Origin of the sequence: Siccirubricoccus deserti (genome assembly GCF_014283215.1) — a bacterium.
In the GTDB taxonomy this organism is placed as follows: domain Bacteria; phylum Pseudomonadota; class Alphaproteobacteria; order Acetobacterales; family Acetobacteraceae; genus Siccirubricoccus; species Siccirubricoccus deserti.
In genome coordinates this window covers 1-776 of the sequence record NZ_JACOMF010000255.1, presented here as the reverse complement: position 1 = coordinate 776, position 776 = coordinate 1, and the positions used below count along the sequence as shown (strand labels likewise).

General features: G+C 72.2%; 1 protein-coding gene. It reads left to right on the top strand.

What is annotated here, in order from left to right:
* A partial coding sequence (locus tag H7965_RS30180) for a transposase (RefSeq protein WP_186774120.1) occupies window positions 1–776 on the top strand: 776 nt, incomplete at both ends.

The following is a 776-nucleotide window of genomic DNA, read 5'->3' as shown; positions in this document are numbered from 1 at the left end:
GACGAGCCCCGTGGCTATCCGCCGTACCACCCGACGATGATGGTGGCGCTGCTGCTCTACGCCTACAGCCGGGGCGTCTACTCGTCGCGGCGGATCGCGCGCGCCTGCGAAGAGCGTCTCGACTTCCAGGCGGTGACGGCACTGAACCGGCCGGACTTCCGCACCATCAGCGAGTTCCGCCGCCGCCATCTCGCGGCGCTGGCCGGGCTCTTCGTGCAGGTCCTCGCCTTGTGCCGGCGTGCCGGCCTGGTCAGGCTCGGCCATGTCGCAGTGGACGGCACCAAGCTGCGGGCCAAGGCCTCCAAGCACAAGGCCATGAGCTACGGCCGGATGGGCCCGGCCGAGGCCGAGCTGGCCGCCGAGGTCGAGGGCTGGCTGGCGCAGGCCGAGGACACCGATGCCGCAGAGGACGCCGCCCTCGGGACTGACCGGCGCGGCGACGAGATGCCGACCTGGATGCGCGACAAGCAGCGGCGCCTGGAGCGGATCCGGGCCGCCAAGGCGGAGCTCGAGGCTGAGGCGCGGGCTGCCGAGGCTGCCAAGCCGAATCCAGGCAACAAGGCCGACGGCTCGCCGCGCGGGCGCCGGGGTCGCAAGCCAAAGCACCCGCCCGGCGAGCCGAAGCCCAGCGCCCAGCGCAACTTCACCGATCCCGAGAGCCGGATCATGAAGGGCCGCGACGGTTTCGTGCAGGCCTACAACGCCCAGGCCGCGGTGGACGCGACCGCGCAGGTCATCGTGGCGCACCACCTGACCAACAGCGCTGCCGACCAGGA